The organism is Candidatus Paracaedimonas acanthamoebae (assembly GCA_017307065.1).
Taxonomy (GTDB): Bacteria; Pseudomonadota; Alphaproteobacteria; order Caedimonadales; family Caedimonadaceae; genus Paracaedimonas; species Paracaedimonas acanthamoebae_A.
Genome location: JAFKGL010000018.1, coordinates 33,820 through 58,375 on the forward strand (window position 1 = coordinate 33,820; position 24,556 = coordinate 58,375).

Below are 24,556 nucleotides of genomic sequence, written 5' to 3' on the forward strand. Positions count from 1 at the left end.
AATACTACAGATTTTAAATAAATATCTTTTTAGATGAAAATATGAGTTTATTAAAATTTAGTTATAATCTTTATGATTTCTTTTTAAATGTTTTTTTCTTCTCAGGCTCTTGATTGAAGAGTTCTAAAGCGCGCTCTAATGTGACCGTTAAAACATCATCTTCTTTCCCAATCGACTTAAAAGTACTCTCATGTTTCACATAAGGACCAAAACGACCAATCGCAGCCGTGATTGGTTTCCCTGTTTCAGGATGTGTCCCAACCGTACGTGGCAAAGCTCCCAAAGCCAAAGCATCATCAAGTGTAATGCTTTCTGCAGAACGCCCCCGAGGGATTGCCACACGTTTAGGTTTAGCAACTTCAGCTTTTTTGCCCTTAGTCTTCGTGGGATTAGGAGCGTCTTGCTCTCCCCCATCCCATTGAAGATAAAATCCATACGGACCCTTTTTCAAAGAAATGGTTGCTTTTGAGGTAGGATCTGTTCCCAAGAGTTTGGGTTCAAAAATATTTTTAAGGGTTTCCTTCTGTGAAGATTCTTCAGTTGGGCCCTCTCCTTCTTTTGAATCACTCGAAAGCTTGCGCGTGAAACCACATGTTGGATAATTCGAACACCCGACGAATGCCCCCCATTTCCCTAATTTAAGATTGAGTTTTCCTTCCTTACACTGTGGACATTGACGAGGATCAGATCCCTCTTCCAGAGGAACAAAGATTAATTTCTCGAGATCCTTTTCAAGCTGTGTAATAACATCTGCTATTTTTAAGGGAGCAGCTTGCTCAACCGTTGCATGAAACTGTTTCCAGAAATCTTCCAGGACTTTAAACCAAGAATGTTTCCCCATTGAAATTTCATCCAGCTCCTCTTCAAGATGAGCTGTGAAATCATACTCAATATATTTTGCAAAATAATTCTTCAAAAAGGCTGTAACAAGTCGCCCTAAAGTCTCAGGTTTGAGCCTTTTTTTATCGAGGGCCACATACTTGCGGTCAATCAAGGTTGAAATGATGGACGCATATGTTGAAGGACGGCCTATGCCAAGTTCTTCAAGTTTTTTAACAAGACTTGCTTCCGTATATCGGGGAGGAGGTTGCGTAAAATGTTGTTCAGGATGCACGCCTTGCAATGCTAGATCTTCGCCTGGCACCACAGGAGGAAGGATCTGCTCTTGCTCAGACGCTTCGTCATCCTTTCCTTCTTCATAAATTTTAAGGTACCCATCAAAAGCAATTGTCGAACCTGTCGCCCGTAAAATGATATCCTTAGCAGGGTTTGCAATATCTACGCCGACTTGATCCAGCAGGGCAGATTCCATTTGAGACGCAAGCGTTCTTTTCCAGATGAGCTCATAAAGCTTAAAGTGATCTGTATCTAACACAGACTTCACCATGCTCGGCGTCCGCACAATATCCGTCGGACGAATGGCTTCATGGGCCTCTTGCGCATTTTTCGCTTTGCTTTTATAGGCTCGGGGAGCGTCAGGACAATAGGTAGCCCCATATTGTTGTTTTATAAGATCTCGCACAGCAAAAAGAGCTTCTTGCGCAAGATTAACACTATCTGTACGCATATAGGTAATAAGACCAACCGTTTCGCCTCCCACCTCAAAACCTTCATAGAGATGCTGAGCTAGTTGCATTGTTTTCTTGGCACTAAAACCTAATTTACGTGAGGCTTCTTGCTGCAGAGTTGATGTTGTAAAAGGAGGAGATGGATGTCTTTTAGTTTGTTTTTTCTCGACTTCCAAAACTTTATAAAGATGCTTTTCAATTTCTGTTTGTGCTTTTTGGGCCTTAGATTGATCAGAAAGATCAAATTTATCTAATTTTTTGCCTTCAAAATGCGTCAATCGCGCGCGTAATTGCTTTTGAGGTTGCCCTAAAAATTCGGCGCTGATCGTCCAATATTCTTGAGAACGGAATGCTTCTATTTCATCTTCACGTTCTGTTGTGAGGCGCAATGCAACCGATTGAACGCGGCCTGCCGAACGACTGCCTGGTAACTTCCGCCAAAGAATTGGCGAAAGAGTGAAGCCCACAAGATAATCTAACGCACGACGGGCTAAATACGCCTCAATTAATTCTTTATTCAGAGCTCGTGGTTCTTTTACCGCTTCGAGGATTGCTTTTTTAGTGACTTCATAGAAAACGACGCGCTTAACATCAATATTTTCTAAAGCTTTTTTCTGATCCAGTACTTCTTTTACGTGCCAGGAAATGGCTTCTCCTTCCCGATCAGGGTCAGTTGCGAGTAAAAGCTGGTCAGCCCCTTTAAGGGATTTTAAGATCTCATTGATATGGCGCTCGGCTTTATCATCGACTTCCCATACCATATTAAAATTTTTCTCAGGGTCAACAGAGCCATTACGGGAAGGTAAATCACGAATGTGACCATAACTGGCTAAAACCTTATAACCAGAGCCTAAATATTTATTAATCGTCTTTGCCTTGGATGGCGATTCAACAACTACAACTTTCATACGTAAATCTTATATTCTTAATTGTTTAAAAAATGATTACTCTTATCCTTTAAGAGAAATCTGACCCCCTGGATGACGATGTATACGCCCCGCAAGTTCAAGCTCAAGAAGAGCTAACATAACTTCTGCTGTCGAGAAGTGACACTCTCGAATGATTTCGTCAACCCCAATTGGTGAGATACTTAATAAATCTAGGATGTGTTGCTGCATTTTTGCGTTATTTTCTTTATTAAAAGATGAATTTTCTTGGGATTCAGGTTTTTTTTCCTGCTGCTTTAAAACAGGTTTAATTTTCCCTAAATTTTCAACTCCTGAGATAATATCATCTGTATTTTGAATAAGGGTTGCTCCTTGCCGAATCAACATATTGGCTCCATAAGATCGTGGATCAAGAGGAGAGCCAGGCACAACAAAAACTTCTCGCCCTTGTTCCAGTGCAAAACGAGCCGTCACAAGAGACCCTGACTGCTTAGCCGCCTCTATAATAATCACCCCAAGACTTAATCCGGCAATAATGCGGTTACGTCGCGGGAAAAAGGAAGCTTGCGGAATGGTTCCAAACGGAGATTCCGCAATAATTACTCCTTGTTCAGCAACGCTATAATAAAGCTCTCTATTTTCACGAGGGTAAATATGATCAATTCCGCCTGCGAGAACAGCGATTGTTCCGGATTTTAAGGCACCTTGATGAGCCGATGTATCAATCCCTCGCGCAAGCCCTGAAACTATTTGATAACCGTAGGATCCCAATTCTGTAGCTAATTTTTGTGAAAAATGACATCCATTAAGTGATGCATTGCGTGCGCCTACAATCGCTAAGGCCTGTTTTTGTAAGGACTTGCGATCACCCAGAATACTAATAAGGGGCGGAGGGTCAGCAATATGCCTTAGAATTTCCGGATAATCTGACTCTGAAAAAGCGATGAGATCTGCTTTTATTCTATGATGTTCTTCTAATTCTTGAGAAGCCTCTTCTATCGTAGGAATTTTAAATTTTCTCTTATAATTTCCTTTAAAAGTAATTTCGGGCAAGTCATCTAACGCTTTTCCGGCACTTCCATAACGCTGAATAAGCTCGAAAAAAGTTATTGGGCCAATAGGTTCCGCACGAGATAAACGAATCCAATTTATTTTTTCTTCCGCGGATAAAACGGTTGGTCCCAAAGAGTCTAAATTAACTTTTTGGTTTTTTCTTTGCTCCAATCCTTAATTCCCTTCCCTGTATAAGGCGCGAAATATTTTCTTTATGTTTTACGATAACAATAATTGCCACGATTAAACACCAGATAATTAGGTAATTATCGCCAAAATAAATGGCATAAAATGGCATTCCGACCGCCGCCAAAAGTGTTGCAAGAGAGGAATAGCGCGTCGTTACGAAGGTCAATAACCATGTAAGCAATGCACAACCCCCGACAGGCCAAGAGAGAGCTAATAAAACTCCTGCGGTTGTTGCGACACCTTTTCCCCCTTTAAAACCAAGCCAAGGCGTAAACATATGCCCTAAGATGGCACCAAATCCAGTCAAGTATAGTTCTAATTCATAGGATAAAGGAAATAACTTATGACAGATAAGTACAGCCACGACTCCTTTAAGGGCATCTAAAAGTAATGTGGCAATAGCTAAAGATTTACGACCTGTTCGCAGAATATTTGTCGCCCCAATATTTCCAGAACCTATTTTTCGAGGGTCTATGCCTAAGAATATTTTGCTCAGGATGAAACCAAAAGGAATACTCCCCAACCCAAAGCCAATCACCATAACAAGAAGAATTAACAAAAAAGAACTTTCTAAAAAATACATAACTTAACTCGTTGTTTTAGAACGAATACATTCATATAAACTAATCGCAGCTGCATTCGAGACATTTAAAGTCCCAAAATGAGCATTAGTTGGTAATCGTGCTAAGAAATCACAAGATTCTTGAGTTAAACGCCGCAACCCTTCACCTTCTGCACCCAAAATGATATTTGTTTTTCCTGCGAGATTTAGATCTGCAAGTAAGGATTCTCCCTTCTCATCGAGACCTATATGCCAAAAGCCATATTCTCTCATTTTTTCAAGAGTACGTGCAAGGTTGGTGACACGCAAGATGGAAACCCATTCAAGAGCTCCAGAGGCTGTTTTAGCAACAATAGGCGAATTTTCATCTGGAGTATTGCGATCTGGCAATATCAATGCTTTAACGCCAAAAGCAGCAGAAGATCTTAAAATAGCGCCTAGATTATGAGGATCAGTGATCTGATCAAGCGTAAGCACGACAGATGAATCTTCAACTTGTTCAAGAAATTCGATACCTTTTTCTTCGAATTTTTCTACAAGAACGGCAATTCCTTGATGAACAGCTCCTTCTGAAAAAAGGGACTGAAATTTTTGTCGATCCGCTTTTTCAACAGAAAGCTCAGGACGTTTGGAAAAATCAAGCTCATTAAGAAGTGAGTCTTGCAGATAAATGACTTTATAGCATTGACGCTCCATATTTAATAAAGCCGCCTTCACAGAATGAAGTCCATAAATCCAAAACGTATTTTTAGTTGACGCCGAGCCTTGATTTTTGTTCATACGTCTTTCTATCATCTTTCAAATCCTTTGTCATGAAATCTTATTATCAGAACCTAAAGTTTCTATAAGTAGCGACGCCGTTTCAATGTGATAGTATGCATGATTAGTGCAAGCATTGACGTAAAGAAACCAAAGATAAAAATATTAGATAATTGCGAGTTTGCAAGCCATCCCGAAATGCTTCCAGAAAGAAGAGAAGAAACACCTGAAATAATATAAAAAATACCGATAGCGGTGCCCATGATTTTTTTAGGAGCAACATCGGCTATAAGAGCTGTGAAAAGAATTTGTGACGTACTGCGTTGCGCTCCCCAAAATAAAACCCCTAATAATCCGAGCCACATATCTCCTGCAAAAATAAAACTAACGTTGCAAAGGATCAGAGAGACATAAGAAAAATAAAGTAATTTTTCTCGCCCTACTTTATCTGACAGATGTCCTATGGGATAACTGCATAAAACAGAAATAAAATTGAAAATTCCAATGGTTGCCGTACAAACTGGCAAGGGTGCACCTAATTCTTTCAGTCGGAGAGCTAGAAACCCATCGCTAAAACGAGCCAACATAAAAACGGCTGCAATTCCAATTGCCATCCAATACTTAGACGGTAATTTTTTCATATCCTCAAAAGAAATCTTATTTCTTTCAGCGGATGTCTCGGACGTATTCTTTTCTTCTAGATTTGCCTCCTGCATATATTTCCATATAATGAATAAAGCCGCTAAAATAGGCAAAAAGCCAATCCACAAAATAAGTCGGTAATTTTCCGTGAAAAATATTAAACAAGAAACAATTAAGGGCCCTATAACACACCCTATTGTTTTTCCTGTCATCATGATGCCATAAGCTGCTCCTCTCTTAGAAGAGACACAAATATCAGCTACATATGCATCTCGAGGCGTCGCAATGATTCCATTGCTAATACGCTCCAACACCTTAGAAATTATAACGGCAAATGAACCATTTGCTAAAATAAAAAACGGCTTTGAAATGGCTGCCAAGAAAATACCAAACATCAGGGTCGGCTTTTTCTTCCGAAAATAATCACTACTGACACCTGATGAGAGCTTACTAATCTGAGATAAGGCTTCGGCGAAACCTTCTATCGCCCCCATCGAGAAAGTGCTCAACCCAAGAACTGTGGTAATAAAAAAAGGAGAAATACTAAAAGCCATGGCTGTTGCCACAGCAACCAATAAATTCGCAAGGGTTAAAGCCCAAATTTCCATCGGAAGGTGTGCAAATCTATTTTTTAAAAGCTTAAGCATTATTTATAGCTCCAAATCTTACTTTTTTACCTTAAGAAATACACATAAATGACTCTATAGTGTAAAAGCAAGCAGGACTCTTGGTTTTGCACTTTGATTAATTTACCAAGAAAAATACTTACCAATCACACTCTAATGAGTCTCTCTAAGTGACGTTTAGACTTACGAGGCCTTGACTCAACAAAGAAAAAATTTTTGTGCCCTAAAATAGCTTTAGGAACATAACAAAAAAGATTAAGCCGTCAACAATTTTAATGAGGTTTCTTTAAATCCTCCAAGATTTTTTCTAAAAATTGGAGAACTTAATTTTCTTAATTTAAAGGATTCATTTTAGAGTAATGCCCCCTAGAGATCGTTTTTTCGATGAGCCCAAAATTATGTTAGCCAAGTTAGATATTTTACGATAGGATTCAAAAATTCTTAACTAAATCCTACTTAGATAATGCGTTTTATAGTTTTTATGATAGGTCTCATTTGTATTGGCAGTGCCGGATGGCTAGGGTATATTTATACTCATAATTCTGAACCCTTGGGGGCTGACACTCCGGTGATTGTATTTCAAGAAAAAGAATATGGCATTCCTCATATTGGGGGAGCGTTTTCGCTGATTGATCAGGACGGTCATCCACGTACAGACGCTGACTTTAAAGGAAAAATCCTTCTTGTCTATTTTGGATACAGCTTTTGCCCAGACATTTGCCCAAGCGCTCTTTATAATATGTCGCAGACCTTAGAGGCTCTAGGCCCCCTTGCTAAAGAGATTCAACCTCTTTTTATTACCATTGACCCCACCCGCGATACAGTTGGGCATTTAGCTCGTTATCGTGAAAATTATTATCCTAATTTTGTTATGTTAACAGGTTCAGAGGAACAAATTCAAAAAGTTATGAAAGCTTATAAGGTTCATGGTGCTAAGGTTTCACCTGATGGAACCACAACCGAATATCTGATGGATCACTCATCAATTATTTATATCATGGACCGTCAAGGACGTTTTATTGCTCACTTTAACCATTTAACATCTCCAAAAGAGCTTAAAGACGCTTTGATAAAAATACTTTAGAGAATATAATAATTAGGTCTCAGGCAGAGCCCACACACACATTTTTCACTATTTAGGAGGTAGATCCAGTGAGGTGTTTTTCTTCCCACTCTATTTCGATTAAAACTCCTTTTGCTAAATTTGCAAGATCAAGATCATCAGAATCTGCTACTATTTTGGCAGCTTCTTTAGCCTTTGCATTCCCTCGATCATGTCCAAGATTTAAAAGGGCCCGCAAGCCAAAAGATTTCACTTCCTTAATTGTGGATTTAGAAAGTTTCTGAGCTGCCTCAAAATATCCAGGAACTTTTATGTCTACATACTGCATCTTGAAAGACGCGATTTCATCATGCTCTTTTAATTGCCGACCTGATGTTTCTGCCCCACTGTGATCAGTATAATTTGGGTCGGCATAATTTGGGTCTGGAGATATAGTGCGAGAAGATTTTTGTTCTTTTTTTTCTTCATTTGAACTTCCATAAACAATCGTGGTTGTAAAAAATAGAGCAAAAAAAGCGACAAATACTTTTCTTATTTTTAGATCTTTTGCAGCAATCTTATTAAATAACATTTTTACTCTCAATTTAAATTTCATTTAAATACTAATCATTAAAAAATTAATTAAAGATAAAAAGATATAATTTTCTTGAATTGAAAAATTAATCCGCTAATTTTGATTATATAATTTTAAATGGGATCATGAAAGCCTTTTGAATGTTCGCTAAAAATCCTCGGCCACAAGGACATCTTGAACTTATTGAAATCTATTCAGAATCTCTTGAAAATAATTTATTAGGAGATTCAGCGACTCGCCAATGCCCCGTCTATCTTCCGCCTGACTATCATCCTGAAAAAAGCTACCCTCTTATTATTGAGCTCGCCGCATTTGGTAATTCTGGCTTAGGACGCATTGGATGGCAAGGTTTTAAAGAATCAATGCCTGAACGTCTAGATCGCCTTATTGCAGAAGGCATGCCCCCCATTATTGTTGCATTTCCAGATTGCTTCACGTCTCTTGGAGGAAATCAATATATCAACAGCTCAGCCCTTGGAAATTATGAAGATTTCTTAAAAGGCGATTTATTATCAGCTTTAGAAGCCAATTTTCCTTGCGGTGGCATAGGACGTCGAGGTTTGATTGGAAAATCTTCCGGAGGATACGGAGCTCTTGTTAATGGAATGCGCCATGCGTCAACATGGTCCGCAATTGCTTGTCATTCAGGAGATATGGGATTTGAGTGGGTTTATCTTCCAGAAATTCCAAAAGCTCTCATGACTCTCGAGAATTATGGTGGCTCCTACGAAAATTTTTTACGCACCGTCCAAACATCACCTAAATTAAAAGGAAACGACTTTACAACTCTGATGATTTTAGCGATGGCTGCCAGTTATGATCCGAATCCCAATGAATACTGTGGGATTCAACTCCCCGTCACCTCAACGACAGCGGACTTAATTCCCGAACAGTGGCAAAATTGGCTTCAATGGGATCCTTTAGAGATGGTTCCCCATTATCTTACGAATCTTAAATCTTTAAAATTCATCTTTATCGACTGCGGTATCTACGACCAATATTATCTTCATTTCGGCGCGAGACGATTGAGCTCATTATTAAATAATTACCAAGTTCCCCATATTTTTGAAGAATTTCCCGACAATCATTCAGGTCTTGATTATCGTCTGGATCATAGCTTACCTCTTATGGCTCGTGCTTTAAGCACCTAAGCCTTCTTTCAATCGAGCCGCTATTTCATCAATAATATGATTCACCTCAGGTACTGTCCCTGTCATGTGCAAGAACGCATGAATCATGGCATCATAAGATTGATAGGTTACAGGAACACCAAATTTCTTTAATTTTTCATAATAAGCATGCCCTTCATCCTTTAATGGATCAAATCCCGCCGTTATGATGTGGGTTTCAGGAAGCCCTGAAAGGTCTGTCGCACGCAAAGGAGATGCCATCGGATTATCAACTTCTTCACCGGAGTTGAGATAATGATCAACATAATATTGAACATGTTCTGCGCTTAAGAAGTATCCATCCGCATAAGTGGAATAAGAAGGTAAATTGCCTCCTAAATCAAGCGCGGCATACAGAAGAAGTTGAAACTTAGGCAATTGTTTATTTTCATTCTTAAGCCTTTGGATCGTGACCGCCGTCATATTTCCCCCGGCGCTATCACCCCCGATCGCAATGCGATGAGGATCAACATTATACGCTTTTGGGCCATACTCTAAAAACCAATGATACGCATCCCAACAGTCTTCAAGTCCCACAGGAAATTTATGCTCTGGAGCCAAACGCCATTCAACCGACATCACAACGCAATTCGCTTTTAGGGCAAGATTTCGACAAATTGAATCATGGGTTGTGATGCTGCCTCTTTGCCATCCTCCTCCGTGATAATAAATAAGAGCAGGCAATTGAGCCCCCAGTTGAGGTGTATAAATACGAACAGGGATTTGGACTTCACCATTAGATACTGGAATGGTTAAATCTTCCACACGGCGTACTTTTAAAGGAATTCCACTTTGCAAAATAGAGAAATGCTCATAAGCCAATCGCCCAGCTTCAACAGGAATTTGTTTAGGTTGTGTTAACATAAATGCATTAAATTGATCTAAGAACTGTTGAATTTGTGGATTGACTTTTTGTGTCACTTGAAATCTCCATCTCTCTTATTAGAATTGTCATAAGACCAGTATCTCTTAAAAATATTAACGAATTATTGCAAAATAATATAATACTTTACGTAATGCGTTGAGAATTAGCGACAAACAAAATTAACTGTAATTCCTTTAAAAATCTTATTTCCTCTATTTTCTTGACATTCCTTTCCAAGGCCTCTATAAGGGCGACAAGCGATGAATTTATCATAGCTCTTTTCAAAGACAATAATTGCTTTTGCGTTTTTCAGTCATTTTATAGAACTACCGACAAATTCTGCTCTTAAGCCTCACGTGTATGACATTAGTCTTACGCCAGCTTAATTCATTAATTAAAAAAATCGGATTAAAAATGACGACATTCCAAAGCTTTAATTTACCTTCTTTTCTTTTGCAATCTCTTGAGCGCATTAAAATTAAGACCCCTTCTCCTATTCAAGCAAAAGCCATTCCTATGGCAATGGAAGGCCACGATTTATTGGCCTCATCTCAAACAGGTAGCGGAAAAACAATTGCTTACCTTTTGCCGATGATTACGACGTTAAGTACTTCCCAAGGGCAAACAGCCTTAATTTTAACCCCAACACGAGAATTAGCAATTCAAGTTAAAGATTCTCTTACTCAACTTATGGGAAAAAACGGCTCTCTCAAGATGGCCCTTTTAATTGGCGGGCAATCGATGGGACAACAATTTGCTCAACTTAAGGCAAATCCTAGAGTTATTGTTGGTACTCCTGGGCGTATCATTGACCATTTAAAACGGAATAGCTTAAAACTTAATAGAACAGGATTTCTTGTCCTTGATGAAACAGATCGCATGCTTGATATGGGCTTTAGCCAACAGCTCGATGTGATCGTCAAATTTTTGCCTTCTGAACGACAAACTTTGATGTTCTCTGCGACAATGCCATCGAACATTATAAAACTTGCGAATAAATATCTTCAGAATCCACAACGCATCAGTGTTGATTTAGCAGCTCAACCAGCACCCAAGATTAAACAACAAGCAATTTATATTAAAGCGACTGAAAAATTCCCACATCTTTTGAAAGAACTTGATGAGCGTGAAGGATCTATTGTGATCTTTGTGAAGACAAAACGAGGCGCTGAAAAACTCGCCAAGCAACTTCAAGCTCAGAATCATAATACAGATGCCATTCATGGCGACCTTAACCAAAGTAAGCGCAGTAGAGCCATCGAAGAATTTCGCAAACAAAAGAGCCGAATTATGGTTGCCACAGATATTATTGCACGTGGGCTCGATGTTCCTCACATTCAACACGTGATTAATTACGACTTGCCAGGATGCGCTGAAGATTATACGCACCGCATCGGAAGAACTGGACGTGCAGGAGCTCAAGGATCTGCTTTGACGTTAATTTCTCCAGATGATAGTCGAAAATGGAAAACTATTCTTAAAACAACTGGCGCGAAAATCAGCGCTTAAGTTAGTAACATTCCTAGATAATCTTACTCAACCGCCTGCGATGACGTTCTTCGTCTTCAAAGGCGGTTGTTATAAATGTTAAGAGAGTGTCTTTAGCCGCTTCGGGACCAATGAGACGTTCTCCTAAACACAGAATATTGGCGTTATTATGCGCTCGCGCTAACCGCGCAGAAGTCGTTCCTTCATTACAAACAGCGGCTCGAATCCCAGAATGTCGATTTGCGGCAATGCTCATCCCAATTCCCGTCCCACAAATGAGGACCCCAGCCGGCACTTCTTCGGTAAGAATTGACGACACAACCTGCCGAGCATAATCTGGATAATCTGCGGATTCTTCAGTAAAAGTCCCCAGATCAAACACATTAATATTCAGATTCTCAAGCGTTTTAATGAGCACTTTTTTGAGGGGAAATCCTGCATGATCTGATGCAATTGCAATTTTCTTAAAAATAGGTATCATTCCGTTTTCCTTATTCGACTCTTATCGTTTTCCGGCGCTGCCATTCTTTATCAGCAGCCCTTAAAATTGCTTGCTCAATCGCTTGAGGTTTACATCCTTGTTGACAATCTATTCCGCTAGCAAAAATTCCCGAAGAAGAGCTGCATTTTTTCTTACAAGCTTCCTCATCAGCTTTCGTAATCTTGAGAGACGTTGGCAAGACAATGTGATCTCCTTTAGTTGTCTCTATAAGTTTTTCAATTTCTTGGGTAGCTGAATAAATTTTAAGATGCATGAAAGGTTCTTTAAGAGAATCCAAAGGCGATCCTGCAAAAGCAGGAATTCCAAATGATAACAAACAAAGGCTAAAAATAAACTTCATCTCCCCCTCCTTTAAAATGTTATTTTAGTGTAAACTTTCTTCTGTTAAAAAAGAGTATACTATATTTTAGAGTTTTTCCTATTATGATCATTATTAAAATTTTAACCACTCTTAAAGGGCGCTTCATTGGTAAAGATGACTATGGGAATCGATATTATGAAGAACGATTTCTTTTTGTTAAACCCCTAAGGCGGCCTCGCCGTTGGGTTCTTTATTCCGGAGAAGTAGAAGCCTCAAAAGTCCCTGCTGAATGGTATGGCTGGCTTCACTACACTCTAGAAGCGCCTTTAAAAAAGCTCCCTTATGATTGGATTCAGCCGCATCAAGCGAACAAAACTGGCACGCCTGAAGCTTATCATCCTCACAAAAAAGGAACAAAAAATAAGCCCGATAAAGGATATGAGCCCTGGCAGCCCTCCTAAATTCTTTATTGGTTAAAGTTATTCTCAAAAGAACTTCCTTTTTGGAAAAACATTGCACTTCTTAAAACCATTTAGTAAAGATTTAAAGAGAAGAGCTTTCTGAAAATGTCCTAAATATGGTCGTTCTTCAGGTATTTTGAAGTGACCTTCAAAGAGTTACAAATTATTGGTGTCATAGAAAGTACAGAAACTTGGTAGGAGTAAAACATGTTTGATAAGATGCTTAAAATTGCAGTATGCTGCCTTTTCACTTTGTCGGTTTCGTATAATGGAAATGCAAGCCCTGTTGAGCCTGACGAATTAGTTTTAAATGATTCAGGATCTCCTCATCCGACTCTAATGCCTCCCTTAGATCTTGAGCAGCTTCAGTTCTCTCCAGATCAAGCACCTTCCCCTCTTCCTACACCGACAGAGTCCATAGAAACAGGAGAAGAGTCAGCAGATTTTCCTAGTCCTAAACCTGAAAAGAAACGAACACTCGTAAAAAAGCAATCTACAAAATCTTCTAAAAAAATTACGCCAAGAAAAGAAGAAGAACCAAATCTATCTAAAGATATGAAAGTGGAACCAGCTTCAGACTCGGCAAACATACTTGACTCTTTTTCAGGCTTTTATTTAAGACCACGCGCTGTAGCTAAAAATTCTGAAGCTCTCCTCTTTGCCCCAGAAGAATTACTTCCTGTACATATTCTCCTCGCTTTACGAGCGGATGAAATGACAAAACCAAATGAAATTCACCCTATCGTCTATATCCCCTCACTAAACATGTTTATCGGATTTAAAGGAATGTTATATGGCCTGAAAGACGAATTGAAAAAGGCCTTGAAATATGATGAATTTATACAAATGAAAAATCTAGAAAATGCTCTTCATTTACTTTGCGTCCGCACTGAGGAAGATTTAAAAAAATTACGGAATAAAAATGATATGAAAGTGGCAGAAATTCTCATTTCTGAAACACAAAAACAACAATGGTATGAAACGCGTAAGAAAGTAAAGCGCGACGATAGAGAAGAAAGACGTGATCCAAACACTCTCGCTACCATGCAAAAGGATCAAATAAAAGGTACCGTAGCAAATATAGCGACTTATAAAATTATGTTCCAAGAAAAGCACGATGAAAAACTTTTTGTACCAGAACCCCCTTCTAAAGACAAAAAAAAGAAAAAATCCTCTAAAGATAAAAAGAAGGAAAAATCTTCAGAAATAGGGGAAGAAAATCCTCTTGGATTACAATTCAACTTATCTGTCACGAAAGAAGAAGAGCAAAAAGCTTCATCCTCCTCGACACCGGGGAGAAAAGGTTCGGACGCAAAGACCCCAATAAAACGTACAAAAAGTATAAAAAAGGGCGACTCTCAGATAGCTACCTCTTCGGCTCCTACTCAAATTGAAGCAGATTTACAACAACCTATCACGAATGCTTCAACGGGAGAAATACCTCCTCTTCCAGAAGAAACTTTAGGAATCGAGGAAACAGGAATGGAATCAAGCTCCGCTCCACTGGAAAAAGGTGAATAAGTTATATTCATGGATATTAAGGATAGATAATTAAACATGCGAAATAATCTCATTGAAACCGTCATGGGCGGTGTTGTTCTCTTAATTGCTATTTTTTTTCTTACCTTTGCGTATAGGAGTAGTGGATATAAAAGTAGCGAAGGAGCTCTTTATTGGGCTCAATTCGATCGTGTTGATGGCCTTTTTGTTGGTAGCGATGTTCGCATGAGTGGCGTAAAAGTAGGAACAGTGAAAGACATTAAGATTAATCCCCAGACCTATTTGGCGGGTGTCCATTTTACATTAGCTTCTGACATCTCTCTTCCCAAGGATTCTTCTGCTGAAATTTTAAGTGATGGCCTGATGGGGAATAAATACTTAGCCTTAATACCCGGCGGAGACGAGGAAAACCTTCCTTCAGGGGCAGAAATCACACATACACAATCTGCCGTCAGCTTAGAGGGAATGATTGGTCAGCTTATTTTTAGCGCTAAAGATTCCAAAAAAGAAGGAGCACAACCTTCTGCCGAGAAAAAATAGTGAACGTATTCATTTTTTTCTTCATTATAAGTTTTCTTGCAAAGGTTACGCAGGCAACAGACATCGCGCCACCATCTCAACCGGATTCAATGCTTAAAACTCAAGAGCAAGAAGTTTACGTGACAGATAAAATTCTTCTTCAGGCTCTCGATAAAATCACTGGACGCGTGATTCCTCTTGAAGGGGAGATCAATAAACCCATTGAGTTTGGGACATTACGAATTATCCCACGTCTGTGCCAAAAGGCCGCCCCTGAAGATCCTCCAGAATCGACTGCCTTCTTAGAAATTTTTGAAACAAAACCCAGCGCCCAAGAAGATCTTATTTTCCAAGGCTGGATGTTTGCCTCTCATCCTTCTATTTCTGCTTTAGAACATCCCGTTTACGATGTGTGGGTCAAAGAATGTCAGGGAACAATCATTCAGTCGAAAAAGCTCTCTCCTCCTCTGCTAACTGAAAAGACTCTGCCCTTAAGCGATGAAATGAAAGGCTTTTATCAAGGATTAGGTGAATCCCCAGAAAATCATCCGACTTCAGATGAACACAATGACTCTTAAGCTTTACGTTTAACTAAATTTTTTTCTTTATATTCACATAACTCCACCACAGGACAGAGGTAACATTTCGGTTTTCGAGCCAGACATGTATAACGCCCATGAAGAATAAGCCAATGATGAGCATGTTGGAGATACTCTGAAGGAATTTTTGCCATCAGAGCTTTCTCAACTTCTAAAGGCGTTTTAGCGGCACAAATTCCAAGCCGATTAGAGACTCGAAAGACATGTGTATCCACAGCCATTACAGGTTCACCAAACGCCGTATTTAGAATAACATTCGCTGTTTTACGCCCCACACCGGGCAATTTCTCTAAAGCTTCACGATTTTCAGGAATTTTTCCTTGGTATTCTCGAATTAAAATTTCACTAAGACGAATAATGTTTTTTGCCTTCGTATTATAAAATCCTATTGTTCGAATAGCTTGTTTCAAGTGTTCCTCTCCCAATTCAACCATTTGTTGCGGAGTGGAAATCTTCTCAAATAAGGGACGTGTGGCTTTATTAACCCCCTTATCGGTCGATTGAGCGGATAGAACAACCGCGACTAACAACGTATACGGGTTAGTAGATTCAAGCTCTGTCGTGGGTTCAGGATTAAGAAAAGATAATTTTTTGAAAATTTTTGCAATAGCCGAAAGACTGAGCATTATGAGTTCCTTTTGATTGTGACTAGACGAGAACCATCTGTCTGAGATACAACTCTCTTTAGAATTAGTATAGAGGTAAAAATGCAAAAATTATTCCTATCAACCGCTTTCATCTTGGCTTTTTCCTATTATGGGAAAGCAGAAGAGCTTCTTGACACTGATGTTGTGGATCAAGAAATTGTCCAAGAAGACCTTCCTCCTGTTCTTCCTAATGACTCTTATGGGACAGTAGACTCACGTCTCAACCAATTAGAAGCCCAAGTCCAAAAATTAACTGATAAAATTGAAGTGCTTGAACATCGCTTAAAAGTAAAGAATGAGACGATGATGGCGCCCATCGCTCCAAGCCTCGGGAAAAAACCTTCCGAGACTCTTTCTGAAGCTTTAACGCCAACAACTTCTGATGCAACAACTCTTCGAACAGATGATGCACAAACTCTCTATGCAAAAGCCCAAGAATTTTTAGCGTTAGGCGAATATGATACGGCTGAAAATGCGTTGAAAGAGCTCATTAAAAGCTATCCTAAAGATCCTTTAGTGATTAATGCTAAATATTGGCTTGGTGAAACATACTATGTCCAAGGTGACTATAGACGCGCCTCTGTTTCATTTGGAGAAGCTTACAAATCCTATAAAATGATCGAAAAATCCACAGATCCAAAAGACAAAGAAGCTAAAAAACTGAGTTTTGCAAAAGCCCCAGAAGCTCTTATTAAGTTAGTCTTTTCCTTAAAAGGACTCGGAAAAACTGACGCGGCTTGTGCGACGCTAGATCAACTTCAAGAAGAATTTCCCAATCAAGCTCAAAACGTAAAAAAGATGGTCGAAAAAGCCAAAAAAGACCTGACCTGCTCTAAAAAATAAAGAAAAAGCTCACCTTTCAAACCGAAGGGTGAGCGAAATCTTCTCTTCTTACTTTTTCTATTTTTTTCCTTTCCTGCTGATTAAAATGTTTTTAGAACATCGTTAATCTTCGTAAATAAGTCTTAACAAGAATGCAAAAATATGTTCCAATAATGATCTAAAAAAATAATATGCAGGGGGAAAAAATGCGTGTACTTATAATTGAAGATGATGCAGCCACATCAAAAACAATCCAAATAGCTTTAAAAGCTCAAGGATTTGTCTGTGACTCAACAGATATTGGCGAAGATGGATTAGAAATTGCTCGGCATTATGAATATGATCTTATTCTCTTAGATTTAATGTTGCCTGACATTGATGGATACGAAATTTTACGGCGGCTTCGCTCTGTGCAAGTCTCAACACCCGTGTTAATCCTTTCTGGTCTTTCTCAAATAGATGATAAGATTAAAGGGCTTGGTTTCGGCGCGGACGATTATTTAACAAAACCTTTTAATAAAGAAGAACTTATAGCCCGAGTCCGTGCAATCATACGGCGCTCAAAAGGGCATCCTAATTCTATTATTCAAATTGGCCAGCTTAAAATTGACCTCAACGGGAAAACCGTGGAAGCTCGAGGTAAGCCACTAAAATTAACCGGCCGCGAATATGCGATTTTAGAGCTCCTCGCGATCCGCAAAGGAGCAACTCTCTCAAAAGAAGTTTTTTTAAATCATCTTTATGGGGGCATGGAAGAGCCTGAATTCAAAATTATTGATGTTTTTGTCTGTAAACTTCGGAAGAAACTTGCGGATGCTTTAAATGATGAAAATTATATTCAAACTGTGTGGGGCCGAGGTTATATGTTAAAGGAACCAACCTACGAAGATAGTTTATCTCCAACGAATCAACCCCTTAAAACAGGGGATTCTTTTAATTTGAAACAAGCAGCTCCGCTCTCTTAAGTTTGTTGCAAAGTTAAATACTCAATAAAAAAAACTTTGTTGAGTATTTAACCTAAAAACATTTTCTTCTAAAAATTGATTGATTTATTTTAATTAAAATTCTAAATAAAAGAAGCGTTATGCGTTTCTTGCATAGGCCTATGCAGAATTTTGCATTTATTATTATTGTCTTTTAAGATATGCAGAGCGGATCTAGTAAGTTTATCAATATTATAGGAAGATAAAATGGCAACCAGTAAAGAAGGAACAAAACCTGTAGAGTTTAGCCCAGTGCGTGCCGCACTATGGCCTATCTACGCTCACGAACTTAAAAAATTCTTGCCGATGGGCATGATTATGTTTTTCATCCTTTTCAATTATACTATTTTAAGAGACGTTAAAGACGTTCTTATTATGACAGCCCCAAACTCTGGCGCTGGCGTATTGAGCTTTCTTAAGGGTTGGGGGGTGATGCCGTCTGCCATTTTATTCGTCTTGCTTTATACAAAATTGTCGAACATTGTTAATCGTGAACGCCTCTTTTATGGCATTGTTGTTGTGTTTATTGCTTTCTTTGGATTATTTGCTTTTTCTTTATATCCAAACCGTGAACTGATTCACCCAAGTCTTGAAACTATTCAAGCATTGCAAACAGAATATCCGAATTTTAAATGGATTTTCCCAATTTATGGTGTGTGGACATATTCTTTATTCTACGTGCTTGCTGAACTTTGGGGATCTGTTATGATTTCTCTTCTTTTTTGGCAGTTTGCTAACGATATTACACGCACAGAAGAAGCCAAGCGTTTTTATGCTATGTTTGGTTTAATCGCAAACGTTGCGCTTATTTTCTCAGGTACAACAGTTGAATATTTCTCAGAAATCAAAGATAAACTTCCTCCTGAAGTCGATGCTTGGGGTTATTCTTTAAATTATATGATGGGCGCTGTTGTTGTTTGTGGTATTGCAGCGATTGCACTTTATTGGTGGGTAACAGAATATATTCTCACAGATCCTCGCTTTTATGATGCTGCGGCTCCAAAAAATAAAAAAGAGAAAAAAAGTAAGCCAAAATTAAGCGTTGGAGATAGCTTTAAGTTGATTTTCAGCTCACCTTATATCGGTTACATTGCAATTCTCGTCTTAGCCTATGGTGTTTCTATTAACCTTATCGAAGTTGTCTGGAAAGACCAATTGAAGCAAGCTTTCCCAAATCCTAACGATTATGGTGCCTTCATGGGTAAATTCTCTCGTGCCACAGGTATCGTGACAATGCTCTTGATCTGGTTCACAAAGGGTATCGTCCGTAAGTTTGGTTGGTTCACTGGCGCGATTGTAACGCCAGCCGTTCTGATCATCACAGGCGCCCTATTCTTTGCATTCGTGCTCTTTAAGGATGAATTAACACCACTCGTTGCAGGCATGGGACTTACAGCAACCTTAATGGCAACCTATATTGGGGCTATTCAAAATATCCTCAGTAAAGGTACAAAGTATTCAAACTTTGACCCAACAAAAGAAATGGCATATATCCCTCTTGATCAAGAACTTAAGGTCAAAGGTAAAGCAGCTGTCGACGTTATTGGTGGACGCCTAGGAAAAGCTGGCGGCGGTTATGTTCAACAAGGTCTTCTCATCGCAACAGCGGGTGATATTATGACAATTGCGCCATACCTTGCAGGTGTTGTTGGCGTTGTTGTTGGTGCTTGGGTTGTGGCTGTAAAGGGACTTTCAAAGAGATATAATGCTCTCGTGAAATAAGACCTCAGCTTAAACTAATTTATATATTAGTGCATTAAGAAGGGAGCTATAAAAGCTCCCTTCTTTTTTATTTAAAAATGTCTAGTAACCTTTTTTACCGTTCTTTTTGGAGATAAATCCAAAAAAATTTGCGTATAATCTTTGTTTAATACATAAACAAGCGCCATCTCATTATAAAAAATATTTTTTAGTAGATGCTTTACCGAATAATTGAAATTAAAAAATCTTAAAGTAAGAAAACGTGTTTCTATAAAAGATGAGATTCACTCAAAGCTATAGCTTGTTGCTGGTCAACATTTTCAGGACTAAAGTCTTGAATAAGGTCTTGATAGAGTTGATGCCAATTTAATTCTGCTTTTAGGTGCATAAAAACCGAACCAATTCCCACAGCTGCTCTATCCATAAAAACAAATTCTCGCGGCGGACAAACCCCACCTAATTCACGTAATTTTGTATGAACTTGATAAGCAATCTCTCGCCCATAAGTGCCTCTATTATCCACTTGAATGGAGCGTATACGATCATCAAGAAGAGGTTCATATAAAAGTTTTGCCCATAGATTAAGTACGTCTATCAGCTCTTTAGATAAATTTTTAAATCCCCAAGTTTCATAAGCCGAAACGGCTAGATCTATATCTTGATAAAGCATGGCATGATAAAGATCGATAACTCCTTTGACAAAAGATGCTGGGAATTTCCGCACACATCCAAAATCCAAAAGATTCACAATTCCTTCTGAGGAAAATGTATAATTTCCAAGGTGAGGATCTCCATGAATCACGCCATAATGATAAAAAGGTTTATACCAGGCTCGAAAAATATTCTGAGCTAGAAGATTGCACTCTGTTTGAGAAAGATTTTTAAGTTCTTTGAGAGGCTTACCTTCAAGCCATGTCATCGTTAAAAGACGTTTAGTCGAAAGTTGCGGAATAACTTCAGGTAAACGGACCGAAGATTCATCTCTAAAAATGTATTGATAAAGGGCTATATGTTTTGCTTCCAATTCATAGTCTAGCTCTTCCCATAAGCGTGCCTTAATTTCTTCATAAATCTCTTGTGTTTGGAGAGCTTTTAGAGATGCTTCATAAAGAGAAAAAATAAGCTTCAATTGCGTTAAATCAGCTTCGACAATTGACTTCATATCCGGATATTGCAGCTTGCATGCAAGGGGTTTTCCTTCTTTACTTTCTGCTTTATGAACTTGACCTAGAGATGCTGCAAAAGTGGCTTCATGTTGAAAATGAGCAAATTTATCCTGCCAATTATGCCCCAATTCAGCAATCATCCGCCGCCTTACAAAAGGCCATCCCATGGCAGGCGCATTTGCCTGAAGCTGCAAAAATTCAGCCGTATATTCTGAAGGAATACTATCAGGAATGGATGCCAACATCTGGGCAATCTTCATCACAGGGCCTTTAAGGGATCCAAGGGCATGAGTGAGATCATGAGCCAAAGATTCGTGATCAACCAAAAGACCAAAATAACGTTCTCCTGCAAGACGCAGAGCCGTCGTGCTCATCGCTGTTGATACATGAGCATACCGCTTCAAACGACCTGTAAGGGTACTCTCATCCTGCAAAATTTATTCCTCAGTCACGTTTATAATACTGAGGAGACGTGTCGTCCCCGAATGAAAAACACGAGGAGCGTCATGACGCGTGAAATCTCCTCCAATCGTTAGAACTAAATTGTCTCCTTTGCGAGCAAATTCATTTTGCATTGCGAGATGAGAAACGCGTATATCTATTTCGATGATAGAATCAAATTCTTGCATTTCAATAGGATGTGTCCCCCAAACAAGAGAAAGCAATCGTGCAACTTGAGGATTCGGTGTTAGCGATAGTATAGGAGTTGAAGGTCTCTCTCTGGCTGCTCTGAAGGTTGTAGCACCCGTTGTCGTCAGGGTAACAATCGCCTTTGCTTCAATTGTCTCAGCAACTTGTCGTGCAGCAGCCGTAATCGCATCCGAAGATGTTGATTGCCAGGGCGTCCTACTGTTTTTCAATTGTTGATGATAATAAGCATCCTTTTCGACTGATTCTATGATGCGATTCATCATAGAAACTGCTTCTTGAGCATAAGCCCCAGAAGCAGATTCGGCAGAAAGCATAACCGCATCAACGCCATCATAAACAGCTGTTGCCACGTCTGAAGCCTCAGCTCTCGTTGGAGTTGGCAGCTGAACCATAGAATCAAGCATTTGAGTTGCAACAATAACAGGCTTACCGCTCATACGGCAGGCGCGGATAATTCTTTTCTGAAGGGGCGGAACAGCCTCAGGTAACATTTCAACTCCAAGATCACCGCGCGCAACCATAATTCCATCTGAAACTGAAACAATGTCGTCAAGATATTCAATAGCCATCGGTTTTTCTAATTTAGCAATCACACTTGCTCGATTACCTATAATAGACTTTACTTCAATAACATCTTCTGGTCTTTGAACAAAGGACAAGGCAACCCAATCCACGCCCATCTCCAAACCAAATGCCAAGTCTTTACGGTCTTTTTCAGTCAAAGCAGAAATCGGCAAAGTGACATCAGGAACATTAACCCCTTTTGAATTGGATAAGGGACCTCCGACAATCACGAGCGCTTCAGCAAAATCGGGCCCATGAGTCTGGACTTTAAGACGTAATTTACCATCATCCAATAAAAGATCTGTTTCCTTTTTAAGAGCTGCAAAGATTTCTGGATGAGGTAGATTGACGCGCCTAAAATCTCCTGGTGTAGGATCAAGATCAAATCTGAAGTAATCACCCACTTTAAGGTCAATTTTCCCTTCTTTAAAGGCTCCCACCCTTAATTTTGGTCCTTGTAAATCTTGAAGAATTCCAATAGGATGCCCATATTTTGTTTCTAATACGCGAATAATCTTATAATTTTTGAGATGAGTCTCATGTGTTCCATGGGAAAAATTAAGACGAAAAACATCCACACCTTTTAAAAAAAGTTGTTCAATAATCTCTGGTGAAGAGCTTACTGGCCCGAGGGTTGCGACGATTTTTGTTGCACGATAGCGACGCATATTAGTTCCTTAATTTTTGAAATGATAATTTTTTTTCACTCTCTCGAGCGATTACAAGCCCAATAAGAATAATGATTCCACCTAGCATTTTTATCAACGTTAATTCTTCTGAGAACAAATACCAAGCAACAATCGTCGAAACGATAGGAGAAATCATTAAGGCAACAGAAGAGAAAGCTGCGGTTAACTGCCCCATACCATACGCAACAAAACCTTGACCAAGAACATGAACGATGATTGCAAGTCCCATGATAGGCAACCAATCTTGCCAAGAAGCAGGAAGAAGATGGTGTTCATAAATCCCCATCATCAATGCTAACGTGTACATACTTGCAAGCCCAGACCATGTCATAATTGTTGCTGCACTGAAATGTTGGCGCAACTGCTTAACAGCCAAAACATATCCTGCATAAAAAACCGCTGAAATTAAAGCCTGACTATCTCCCAAAAGCTGCGAAACATGGGCTTCATTCCTTTCTCCAACAAGAAGAGCCGCCCCTAACGTGGCAAGAAGAATGCCAATAACTGTTGATCTACCTAATTTTATTCGCAGAACAAGCCAAGAAATCGCCGCCACAAAAATAGAGGTTAAATTGTTTAAAAGAGTTGCATTCGCAACAGCTGTTTTTTGGAGAGACCAGTGCCAAAAAGCAATATCGAGGGCTAAATACACGCCTGCTGAAATTAATAAAAAGTACTCTCTTTTCGTCCGAGGCGCTTTAGATTGGATGTCTTGATGATGATCAAATAACATCCAACTAAATAAGAATGGAAAAGCTAAAAAGAACCGAAAGAAACCAGTTGAAAGAGGTTCAATCGTACTTAATCGCACCAATATAGGTGAAAACCCAAGAAGGGCTGCACCTGTAATAGTTAAAATAACAGCTATAGTTTTTTCACGTGCAGAAGAGTCACGCATTTCTTTTTTCTTTCTCTATAGAACTTAAAAGGATTCCCTATTAGAATTAGAAACTAAATCTTTTAACTAGGGCTCGTCAATTTAGAAAAGCGAGCAAATACATACTTTTTTAATTTTAAATTAATTTAGAGAGAATTTATTTACAAGGCGATCGAGTAAATGACACATATGCTGATGAATTCCGTCCAAATCTTGACTCATAAGTACTTCTTCATTTTGGACAAACTTTCCAGGTTTTAAATCGTCTGGGCATGCCTTAATTAAGTCTGCGATCCCTTGTGACGTAATTTCCATATGAAATTGAAGCTCATAAACGCGCTGTATTCGGCATGCACGATAATTGCCATTCTCATATCTTAGTTCCCCTCAAAAAAAAAGGAACTTTAAAAAGTTCCTTTTTCTCTTAGATTTCTTAGCTTCCTATTAACGAGAATAGAACTCAATAACAAGATTTGGTTCCATCTGAACAGGATAAGGAACGTCCGCGAGTTGTGGTCCGCGAACAAATGTTCCTTTAAGGGCATTGGTATCAACTTGAATATAATCTGGTGTTTCTCTTTCTTGAGAATTCACTGATTCTTGAACCATTGCCATTTGTTTTGAGCTATCTTTGACTTCAATCACATCACCATCTTTAACTTGGTAGGATGAAATATTAACTCGACGGCCATTCACCTTCACATGCCCGTGGTTCACGAACTGGCGTGCCGCAAAAGGAGTTGGAACAAACTTCATCCGGTAAACAACGGCATCAAGGCGTCTTTCCAAAAGCTCAACCAGGTTCTCACCTGTATCACCACGACGGCGGATTGCTTCTTGGAAAAGGCTACGGAATTGGCGCTCACCAATATTGCCATAATAGCCTTTTAAGCGTTGTTTTGCTGCTAATTGCAAACCATAATCTTTTGGTTTGCTTTTATTCTGACCGTGCTGGCCGGGACCATAGGCACGTGAATTTACGGGACTCTTAGGGCGACCCCATAGGTTAACACCTAAACGACGGTCAATTTTGTACTTTGAATTTAAACGTTTTGTCATACTTCACATTACTCTAATCAAGGGATAAGAAAAGTTTTCTAAATATACTGCTGCTTTGAGATATACTGGT

The 24,556-nt window shown here is 39.1% G+C and carries 25 protein-coding genes; 10 read left to right on the top strand and 15 right to left on the bottom strand.

All coding sequences use genetic code 11. From position 1 onward, the window contains the following. Positions 1 to 70: 70 nt before the first annotated feature. From topA to J0H12_04700, 5 genes are all read right to left on the bottom strand, one after another. Positions 71 to 2,476 carry a type I DNA topoisomerase gene (gene topA / locus J0H12_04680; GenBank protein ID MBN9413201.1) on the bottom strand — a complete coding sequence of 802 codons (2,406 nt, stop codon included), beginning with the start codon at positions 2,474 to 2,476 and terminating at the stop codon, positions 71 to 73. A gap of 42 nt (positions 2,477 to 2,518) precedes the next feature. Next, positions 2,519 to 3,679, bottom strand: coding sequence for a DNA-processing protein DprA (gene dprA, locus J0H12_04685; protein ID MBN9413202.1), 1,161 nt, complete (start codon positions 3,677 to 3,679; stop codon positions 2,519 to 2,521). After that, positions 3,651 to 4,280 carry a glycerol-3-phosphate 1-O-acyltransferase PlsY gene (gene plsY / locus J0H12_04690; GenBank protein MBN9413203.1) on the bottom strand — a complete coding sequence of 210 codons (630 nt, stop codon included), beginning with the start codon at positions 4,278 to 4,280 and terminating at the stop codon, positions 3,651 to 3,653. Before plsY ends, dprA begins: the two co-directional genes overlap by 29 nt. Before the next feature lie 3 nt (positions 4,281 to 4,283). Then, a complete protein-coding gene (gene rlmB / locus J0H12_04695) occupies positions 4,284 to 5,039 on the bottom strand; it encodes a 23S rRNA (guanosine(2251)-2'-O)-methyltransferase RlmB (GenBank protein ID MBN9413204.1) in 756 nt (251 codons plus the stop codon). A 62-nt stretch (positions 5,040 to 5,101) separates the two neighbouring features. Next, positions 5,102 to 6,307: an MFS transporter gene (locus J0H12_04700; GenBank protein ID MBN9413205.1), complete on the bottom strand. Its 1,206-nt coding sequence runs from the start codon at positions 6,305 to 6,307 to the stop codon at positions 5,102 to 5,104. A 442-nt stretch (positions 6,308 to 6,749) separates the two neighbouring features. Here J0H12_04700 and J0H12_04705 point away from each other — a divergent pair, with 442 nt between their 5' ends. Beyond that, positions 6,750 to 7,370 (top strand): SCO family protein, encoded by a 621-nt coding sequence (locus tag J0H12_04705; protein ID MBN9413206.1) that lies wholly within the window; start codon positions 6,750 to 6,752, stop codon positions 7,368 to 7,370. A gap of 52 nt (positions 7,371 to 7,422) precedes the next feature. Here J0H12_04705 and J0H12_04710 read toward each other — a convergent pair whose 3' ends face one another. After that, on the bottom strand, positions 7,423 to 7,920 hold the full coding sequence (locus J0H12_04710; GenBank protein ID MBN9413207.1) for a hypothetical protein: 498 nt from the start codon (positions 7,918 to 7,920) through the stop codon (positions 7,423 to 7,425). 143 nt (positions 7,921 to 8,063) lie between these two features. On the opposite strand from J0H12_04710, the gene J0H12_04715 reads away from it, so the two are divergent. Continuing rightward, positions 8,064 to 9,074, top strand: coding sequence for a hypothetical protein (locus tag J0H12_04715; GenBank protein ID MBN9413208.1), 1,011 nt, complete (start codon positions 8,064 to 8,066; stop codon positions 9,072 to 9,074). Here the strand turns inward: J0H12_04715 and J0H12_04720 are convergent. Then, positions 9,063 to 10,013 (bottom strand): alpha/beta hydrolase, encoded by a 951-nt coding sequence (locus J0H12_04720; protein MBN9413209.1) that lies wholly within the window; start codon positions 10,011 to 10,013, stop codon positions 9,063 to 9,065. The two genes, J0H12_04715 and J0H12_04720, sit on opposite strands and share 12 nt — an antisense overlap. A gap of 358 nt (positions 10,014 to 10,371) precedes the next feature. Here J0H12_04720 and J0H12_04725 point away from each other — a divergent pair, with 358 nt between their 5' ends. Further along, positions 10,372 to 11,466, top strand: coding sequence for a DEAD/DEAH box helicase (locus J0H12_04725; GenBank protein ID MBN9413210.1), 1,095 nt, complete (start codon positions 10,372 to 10,374; stop codon positions 11,464 to 11,466). A gap of 13 nt (positions 11,467 to 11,479) precedes the next feature. Here the strand turns inward: J0H12_04725 and rpiB are convergent, their stop codons facing one another. Further along, a complete protein-coding gene (gene rpiB, locus J0H12_04730; GenBank protein ID MBN9413211.1) occupies positions 11,480 to 11,926 on the bottom strand; it encodes a ribose 5-phosphate isomerase B in 447 nt (148 codons plus the stop codon). Between the two features lie 10 nt (positions 11,927 to 11,936). Beyond that, positions 11,937 to 12,287 (bottom strand): hypothetical protein, encoded by a 351-nt coding sequence (locus J0H12_04735; protein MBN9413212.1) that lies wholly within the window; start codon positions 12,285 to 12,287, stop codon positions 11,937 to 11,939. Between the two features lie 83 nt (positions 12,288 to 12,370). On the opposite strand from J0H12_04735, the gene J0H12_04740 reads away from it, so the two are divergent. From J0H12_04740 to J0H12_04755, 4 genes are all read left to right on the top strand, one after another. Beyond that, on the top strand, positions 12,371 to 12,709 hold the full coding sequence (locus J0H12_04740; protein MBN9413213.1) for a hypothetical protein: 339 nt from the start codon (positions 12,371 to 12,373) through the stop codon (positions 12,707 to 12,709). A gap of 207 nt (positions 12,710 to 12,916) precedes the next feature. After that, positions 12,917 to 14,230 carry a hypothetical protein gene (locus J0H12_04745; GenBank protein ID MBN9413214.1) on the top strand — a complete coding sequence of 438 codons (1,314 nt, stop codon included), beginning with the start codon at positions 12,917 to 12,919 and terminating at the stop codon, positions 14,228 to 14,230. 36 nt (positions 14,231 to 14,266) lie between these two features. Continuing rightward, positions 14,267 to 14,749 (top strand): outer membrane lipid asymmetry maintenance protein MlaD, encoded by a 483-nt coding sequence (gene mlaD, locus J0H12_04750; GenBank protein ID MBN9413215.1) that lies wholly within the window; start codon positions 14,267 to 14,269, stop codon positions 14,747 to 14,749. Then, positions 14,749 to 15,306, top strand: a complete 558-nt coding sequence (locus J0H12_04755) for a DUF2155 domain-containing protein (protein ID MBN9413216.1) — start codon at positions 14,749 to 14,751, stop codon at positions 15,304 to 15,306. Before mlaD ends, J0H12_04755 begins: the two co-directional genes overlap by 1 nt. Here the strand turns inward: J0H12_04755 and nth are convergent. Then, complete coding sequence (gene nth / locus J0H12_04760) at positions 15,303 to 15,953, bottom strand: endonuclease III (GenBank protein ID MBN9413217.1); 651 nt, start codon at positions 15,951 to 15,953, stop codon at positions 15,303 to 15,305. The genes J0H12_04755 and nth overlap by 4 nt on opposite strands. 81 nt (positions 15,954 to 16,034) lie before the next feature. Here nth and J0H12_04765 point away from each other — a divergent pair, with 81 nt between their 5' ends. From J0H12_04765 to J0H12_04775, 3 genes are all read left to right on the top strand, one after another. Next, positions 16,035 to 16,817: a tetratricopeptide repeat protein gene (locus J0H12_04765; GenBank protein MBN9413218.1), complete on the top strand. Its 783-nt coding sequence runs from the start codon at positions 16,035 to 16,037 to the stop codon at positions 16,815 to 16,817. A gap of 185 nt (positions 16,818 to 17,002) precedes the next feature. Then, a complete protein-coding gene (locus J0H12_04770; protein ID MBN9413219.1) occupies positions 17,003 to 17,761 on the top strand; it encodes a response regulator transcription factor in 759 nt (252 codons plus the stop codon). Positions 17,762 to 17,986: 225 nt separating this feature from the next. Continuing rightward, entirely contained in the window at positions 17,987 to 19,501 is a 1,515-nt protein-coding gene (locus tag J0H12_04775; GenBank protein MBN9413220.1) for an NTP/NDP exchange transporter, read from the top strand. 247 nt (positions 19,502 to 19,748) lie between these two features. On the opposite strand, the gene J0H12_04780 is transcribed toward J0H12_04775, so the two are convergent. The 5 genes from J0H12_04780 to rpsD form a co-directional block, all read right to left on the bottom strand. Next, positions 19,749 to 21,020, bottom strand: coding sequence for an AarF/ABC1/UbiB kinase family protein (locus J0H12_04780; GenBank protein MBN9413221.1), 1,272 nt, complete (start codon positions 21,018 to 21,020; stop codon positions 19,749 to 19,751). 63 nt (positions 21,021 to 21,083) lie between these two features. Continuing rightward, positions 21,084 to 22,529 (bottom strand): pyruvate kinase, encoded by a 1,446-nt coding sequence (gene pyk, locus J0H12_04785; protein MBN9413222.1) that lies wholly within the window; start codon positions 22,527 to 22,529, stop codon positions 21,084 to 21,086. Position 22,530: 1 nt separating this feature from the next. Continuing rightward, positions 22,531 to 23,448, bottom strand: coding sequence for a DMT family transporter (locus tag J0H12_04790; GenBank protein MBN9413223.1), 918 nt, complete (start codon positions 23,446 to 23,448; stop codon positions 22,531 to 22,533). A 120-nt stretch (positions 23,449 to 23,568) separates the two neighbouring features. After that, positions 23,569 to 23,742, bottom strand: coding sequence for a hypothetical protein (locus tag J0H12_04795; GenBank protein ID MBN9413224.1), 174 nt, complete (start codon positions 23,740 to 23,742; stop codon positions 23,569 to 23,571). Positions 23,743 to 23,871: 129 nt separating this feature from the next. Beyond that, a complete protein-coding gene (gene rpsD, locus J0H12_04800) occupies positions 23,872 to 24,486 on the bottom strand; it encodes a 30S ribosomal protein S4 (GenBank protein ID MBN9413225.1) in 615 nt (204 codons plus the stop codon). Positions 24,487 to 24,556 lie beyond the last annotated feature (70 nt).